At 45.7% G+C, this 6,345-nt stretch carries 6 protein-coding genes; 1 reads left to right on the top strand and 5 read right to left on the bottom strand.

Annotated elements, in window-relative coordinates:
• Positions 1-120 precede the first annotated feature (120 nt).
• The 5 genes from mnmE to rpmH form a co-directional block, all read right to left on the bottom strand.
• Complete coding sequence (mnmE, locus tag GW12_RS00190; protein ID WP_034581848.1) at positions 121-1,479, bottom strand: tRNA uridine-5-carboxymethylaminomethyl(34) synthesis GTPase MnmE; 1,359 nt, start codon at positions 1,477-1,479, stop codon at positions 121-123.
• Between the two features lie 92 nt (positions 1,480-1,571).
• Positions 1,572-3,335, bottom strand: coding sequence for a membrane protein insertase YidC (gene yidC, locus GW12_RS00185; protein WP_034581847.1), 1,764 nt, complete (start codon positions 3,333-3,335; stop codon positions 1,572-1,574).
• 5 nt (positions 3,336-3,340) lie between these two features.
• A complete protein-coding gene (gene yidD / locus GW12_RS15215) occupies positions 3,341-3,661 on the bottom strand; it encodes a membrane protein insertion efficiency factor YidD (RefSeq protein WP_004780345.1) in 321 nt (106 codons plus the stop codon).
• Positions 3,662-3,670: 9 nt separating this feature from the next.
• The gene (gene rnpA / locus GW12_RS00180; RefSeq protein ID WP_034581844.1) at positions 3,671-4,063 is read right to left on the bottom strand and encodes a ribonuclease P protein component; all 393 of its coding nucleotides are present in this window, start codon (positions 4,061-4,063) and stop codon (positions 3,671-3,673) included.
• Between the two features lie 29 nt (positions 4,064-4,092).
• Entirely contained in the window at positions 4,093-4,227 is a 135-nt protein-coding gene (rpmH, locus tag GW12_RS00175) for a 50S ribosomal protein L34 (protein ID WP_000831329.1), read from the bottom strand.
• Positions 4,228-4,884: 657 nt separating this feature from the next.
• Between rpmH and dnaA the strand changes: the two genes are divergently transcribed.
• A complete protein-coding gene (dnaA, locus tag GW12_RS00170; protein ID WP_034581841.1) occupies positions 4,885-6,261 on the top strand; it encodes a chromosomal replication initiator protein DnaA in 1,377 nt (458 codons plus the stop codon).
• Positions 6,262-6,345: the final 84 nt, after the last annotated feature.

Genomic DNA, 6,345 nt, shown 5'->3' with positions numbered 1-6,345 from the left:
GTTGTTGTCGTGTATGTTCCATAAAATAAGTCTCTTAAGGTGTAAACTTATTTCAGGACGGGACATCATGACCATAAAAAAAAGCCCTCAATCGAGGGCTTTTTTCGTTGAACAAGAAAATTACTTTCCAATACAAAATGATCCAAAGATCTTGCCGAGCAAATCATCCGCACTAAAGTCACCGGTGATCTCACCCAAAGCATTTTGGGCCAGACGTAGCGATTCTGCGACTAGTTCACCCGCGTTATACACCACCAGTTGCTCACGTGCTTCTGCCAGATATGCCTGAGTGCGCTTCATTGCGTCTAAATGGCGGGTACGTGCGATAAAGGTATCTTCTTCAGGCTGAAAGCCTGCATGCGCTGTAATCGTATCTATGAGCGCCTGAACACCAGTTTCCTGCTTGGCTGAAACAGTGATATGACGGAAACCTTCAAAATCACCGATCGCAGCCTCAGCACCAGTGAGGTCACATTTACTCCCAATCAGCATCAAGCGTTTTGGCTCAAGATGCTCAGCAAAGTATTCCTGTGCCAATTGTAACGGATTCTCACCTTGGCTCAGATCATAAACCAGCAACAACAGATCCGCCTGTTCAATCTCCTTAATCGCACGGCGGATGCCTTCTTTTTCCACCACATCACCCGTTTCACGCAAACCTGCGGTATCGGTCAGGGTAATTGGCAAGCCATTCAGGGTAATTTTCTCATGCAGCACGTCACGGGTCGTTCCAGCAATATCAGTGACAATAGCGCGTTCATTGCCTGCTAGTGCATTTAACAGGGAAGATTTACCTGCATTCGGTTTGCCTGCGATCACCACTTGTAAACCTTCACGCAATAATTGGCCCTGACGTGCCGATTGCTGGACTTGGGTTACGGCAGCAGCTACACCATCCAGTAGTTTGAGAATCTTGCCATCCGCAAGGAAATCGATTTCTTCTTCGGGGAAGTCAATCGCGGCTTCCACATGCAGACGTAGGTGAATCAGCTGTTCCAACACTGTATTCACTTTGGTGGAAAAAGCCCCTTGCAGGGAACGTACCGCAGAACGTGCCGCAGCCTGCGAGGTCGCATCGATCAAGTCAGCAATCGCTTCAGCCTGTACCAGATCCAGCTTGCCATTTTCAAAGGCACGCATCGAGAATTCACCCGCTTTGGCTGCAGTAGCACCAAGCTCTAGTAAACGTGCCAATAGAGCATTCTGGATCACCGGGCCGCCATGGCCCTGCAGTTCCACCACATCTTCACCAGTAAAGGAATGCGGGTTCGGGAAGCAGATCACTAGACCTTCATCCATGATTTCACCCGCCGCATCATAGAACTTTCTGAAAGCAGCAAAACGTGCCTGTGGCAGTTCTTTCTGGGTCAGAGCCTGGGCAATCTCATAGGATTTTGGGCCAGACAGGCGAATCACCCCAACGCCGCCACGTCCGGGTGGTGTCGCAATCGCAGCAATGGTTGTGGTTGGGTTGAGCATACAATTCACCTGCAGAAGATCTAAAAATACAGCCAAAAAAATCCGCCTAAGATTACCATCTTAAGCGGATTTATTCAGCCCGTCAGCAAGACTTAGTTTGCTGGGGTTGCACCTTCACGTTTTTCACGTTCTTTCGCTACTGACTTGTTGATCAGGCTTTGCTGGAAGATCGTGATCAGGTTGTTCACAATCCAGTACAGTACCAGACCAGCCGGGAAGAACAGCAGGAATACCGTAAAGATCACTGGCATGATCTTGAACACCTTAGCTTGCATTGGGTCAGCAGGCTGCGGGTTCAGAGACTGCTGGATGTACATGGTCGCACCCATCAGCAATGGCAGGATAAACCAAGGATCCATTGAAGATAAATCTTGGATCCAGAACATCCATGGTGCATGACGCAATTCTACAGATTCCATCAATACCCAGTACAGTGCCAGGAAGATTGGCATTTGCAGTAACAATGGTAAACAGCCAGCAAGTGGATTCACCTGCTCGCGTTTATACAGCGCCATCATTTCTTGAGAGAAACGCATACGGTCTTCACCGAACTCTTCTTTCATACGCTGCATTTCTGGCGCGATCACACGCATTTTCGCCATAGAGCGGTAGCTCTTAGACGACAATGGCCATAGAATCACTTTGACCAATACTGTCAGCAGAATGATTGCCCAGCCCCAGTTGCCCACCAAGCCGTGGAAGAACTGTAGTCCGAGGAACAGCAGTTTAGCAATTGGCCATAACCAGCCATAATCTACGGTCTGGTTTAAACCAACAGCCAGATCTTTCAGTTCTGACTGAATTTTTGGACCAGAGTAGAAGGTCGCATCAATTTCTGCCACCGTACCTGCTGGTACATTGAAGGTTGGAGAAGTAAAGCTGATGATGTTCATGTCATCAGTCGATTTACGTGATTCCAGCTTCGCTGTATACGCTTCACCCTGAGCTTGAGTCAGTTTCAGGTTACCCGGTACCCAGGCACTCACGAAGTAGTGCTGAACCATGGCAATCCAGCCACCTTTAGCTTCAGTGCTGAGCTTTTCTTCAACAAAATTGTCAAATTTCAACTTGTTGTAGTGCTCATCCGGCGTACCCCATGCACCGCCCAAGAAAGTACCTAGTGTAAAGATACCCTGATCAGACTTGCCTGGATCTTCGGAATTGTCACGCTTGATCTGGCCAAACATTTGACCCTGCCAAGCCTGTCCACTGCGGTTCACCACTTTGTGGTTCACAACTACAGGATATTCACCTTCAGTGAAGTTAAAGGTTTTGATGATTTCGACACCATCAGCAGTCTTGAATACCATTGGTACAGACAGCACTTTCGCTGTCTCGCCATCTTTGTTCTTGCCTGCTTTAGCATCATTCAGGGTATAAGTGGTTTTTTCCACTTCATAGGTTGGGCGGCCATTACGGCTGCTGTCCGGTCCATTCAGGCCGATTAAACCAGACTGGGCGACATAAGTACGTTTCGCATCGCTTTCCAGCATCACGAAAGGTTCATCGCTGTCTTTGTTTTTGTCATGATTGAGTAATTCAACACGAACAATATCACCACCTTTAGGGTTAATCCAAAGATGATAAAGGTCAGTTTGTACTGAAATAAGCTGCTGACTTACAGGTGCTGTTGCATCCGCGGCTTGCTGCGCTGCTACATTTGCTTGTGGCACATCAGAAGCGGCTGTCGCCGTCTGACCATTCGGCAAATCTGCTGATACTTCATGCGAAACCACAGCAGTTTCCTGCTTTTGATTGGTTTGTGCATTTCCATAATCTTTTTGCCACGCCAAAATGAGCAAATATGCGACAACAAACATAGCCCCGAGAATTGCAATCCTGGCCCATTGTTGCATATGTATTACCCCAAGTGGTTAGAGTGATTTTGGTTCAATAAACGATCACGAAAGGGTACAGCAACGTGAAGCGTTTGAGAATCTATTTGCTGAAATGAAATAAAACGAATCGCTTTCGGAGGAACCGGATCATATCCAGAGCCACCCCACGGATGACAACGGCAAATACGCTGAGTAGCCAGCCACACACCACGTACAGCTCCATGTGTATGGACTGCTTCCAATGAATATTGAGAACATGTTGGAATATAACGACAGCGGGGTCCAAGAAGAGGACTAATCGCAATCTGATAGAAACGTATTAACCAATGCAGTAAACGTACCATTGGTCATCTCTACTTTTGTGGGGAGGGAGCTATTTTTGTATGCTTTTTGGCGAGACGGTTGAGTTTCTGCCAGGCAAATTGTAATTGCTGATGTAATTCTGCATTCGGGACTGCTTCAATGCCGACTTTAGGCATCACGACAATATCCAGATCGCTGAGTTGCTGCTGGTGCAGACGAAAGCTTTCGCGAGCAAGACGTTTTACTCGATTTCGCTCGTGCGCTCGGCGCACTTTTTTCTTAGCAACGACTAAACCCAAACGGCTATTTGGCAGTTCGGACTGTTTTGCAAGAAATAAGAAATGGGGTTGATGCACTTTAAAAAGCGCACCATCAAAGACACCTTTATAATCGGCAGCACAGCGTAATCGTAACTCTGTGCCAAAACCATAAAGTGTTGTCATAACACCCAAAGTCGGCGAAGCCTAACCGATTAAACAGTTAAGCTGTGACGACCTTTTGCACGACGGCGAGCTAGAACTTGACGACCAGCTTTAGTAGCCATACGAGCACGGAAACCATGAACGCGTTTACGCTTTAATTCAGATGGTTGGAATGTACGTTTCATGTCGAAACTCCCAAAATGATCTTTCTATGAAGGTCCGCGATTTTAGTGCTCATTGCTTGAGCTGTCAATGAAAATGCGGTTTTCTTTTCAAATAACTCTTTGAGCAGACTTGTCTTTACATTTTCAAATAGTGTAATCAAAGAGATTAAAAAAGAGTTAATCACAATGTAAACAATTGTTTTATAATCTATTGTGAGTTATAAACACTTATATCAACATATTTATCCACAATTCTATTCACATATTAAATTCATTCTCACGTTTTGAATTCAAATTTAAACTCAATCTAGTTATCCACAGAAAGCTCAAGGTTTATAAATAAATTCAAATTTTAAAATTTAAATTTATTAATATTAGGGAGCCGATTTGCTGTGGAAAATCCACTTTTTTAAATAATTAACATTATCTTATATTGTGGATAAAACTGTTTTTATAATTTTTATACTTTGTGGATAACTTTGTGCTATATTTTATCCACAGCTTGCGGATAAACTTATCCACACCAGGTTTTAAATTTAAATTTATGCGTGAAAAGTGCTTTTTTGAGCGATTTCTGCAGAATATGCCATGACAGATGTGGATAACTTGGTTAGAATGGCGACCCGCTTCGGATGCGGTAATGTCTTTAATTGAAAATGGAATAAATAGGGGATTCACATGCTTTGGACAGACTGCTTAAATCGCTTGCGACAAGAGCTCTCTGGAAATGTCTTTACAATGTGGATACGCCCACTGGTTGCAGAAGAGCTGGACGATACCCTGCGTTTGTATGCACCCAACCCTTATTGGACGCGTTACATTCAGGAACATCATCTAGAGCTCATTACCATTCTAGCTGAGCAACTTTCTGAAGGTCGTATCCGTAAAGTGGAAATTCTGGTCGATTCACGTCCAGGTGCAATTCTATCTGCGAGTGAGCAGCCAGCAACCACGACTGCTGCATTGGAAAGCACGCCTGCACCAGCACCACGTCCGAAAAAAGAGAAAGAAGAAACCACGCGCAATAGTCGCAAGCGTCAACTGAATCCCTTGTTTACCTTTGCATTGTTTGTTGAAGGCCGTTCCAACCAGATGGCGGCAGAAACCTGCCGTAAGGTACTGACTCAGCTCGGTGCGTCACAACATAACCCGCTGTTCCTGTATGGCCCGACTGGTCTGGGTAAAACCCACTTGATGCAGGCCGTTGGTAATGCATTATTGCAGGCCAAGCCAAATGCCCGTGTGATGTATATGACCGCAGAAAGCTTTGTACAGGACTTTGTCAGCTCGCTGCAGCAGGGCAAAGTAGAGGAGTTCAAGAAAAATTGCCGTTCTCTGGATCTGTTGCTGGTCGATGATATTCACTTGTTGGCGGGTAAAGAGGCCAGTCTGGTCGAGTTCTTCTATACCTTTAATGCGCTGCTGGATGAATCGAAGCAGATTATCCTGACTTCAGATCGTTATCCGAAAGAACTGACCGAACTGGATCCACGTCTGGTTTCACGTTTCTCTTGGGGCTTATCGGTTGGTGTGGAACCGCCCGATATTGAAACCCGTATTGAAATTTTACTTAAAAAAGCCGAAAGCAATGGCGTCGATCTGCCACGTAACTGTGCGCTATTTATTGCCCAGCAGGTGGTGGCCAATGTGCGTGAGCTTGAAGGTGCACTGAATAAAGTGGTAGCAATTTCCCGCTTTAAAGGCACACCAATTGATCTCGATGTTGTGCGTGAGTCTTTGAAAGATGTGCTGGCAATTCGTGCCCGTACCATCAGTACCGAAAATATCCAACGTGTGGTGAGTGAATATTTCCGTATTCCACTAAAAGAACTGGTGGGTCCAAAACGTACTCGTATCTATGCACGTCCGCGTCAGCTTGCAATGGGTCTGGCACGTGAACTGACCGGCGACAGTTTCCCTGAAATTGGCATGGCATTTGGTGGTCGTGACCACAGTACCGTGATGCATGCCTGTGAAAAAGTGCAGAGTCTGCGTGAGGAAGACCCAATCTTCAACGAAGACTACAAAAACTTGCAACGACTGCTGCAAAGCTGACCCAAAACGCTCAAATTCTGCTCTTGCTATGCGGCATATTTTGCCGCATAGTACAATGCTAAAAAATTAACTTTTCCCTATATT

The sequence above is a fragment of the Acinetobacter sp. HR7 genome, assembly GCF_000773685.1.
Lineage (GTDB): Bacteria > Pseudomonadota > Gammaproteobacteria > Pseudomonadales > Moraxellaceae > Acinetobacter > Acinetobacter thermotolerans.
This window is presented reverse-complemented; position numbering and strand designations above follow the sequence as displayed.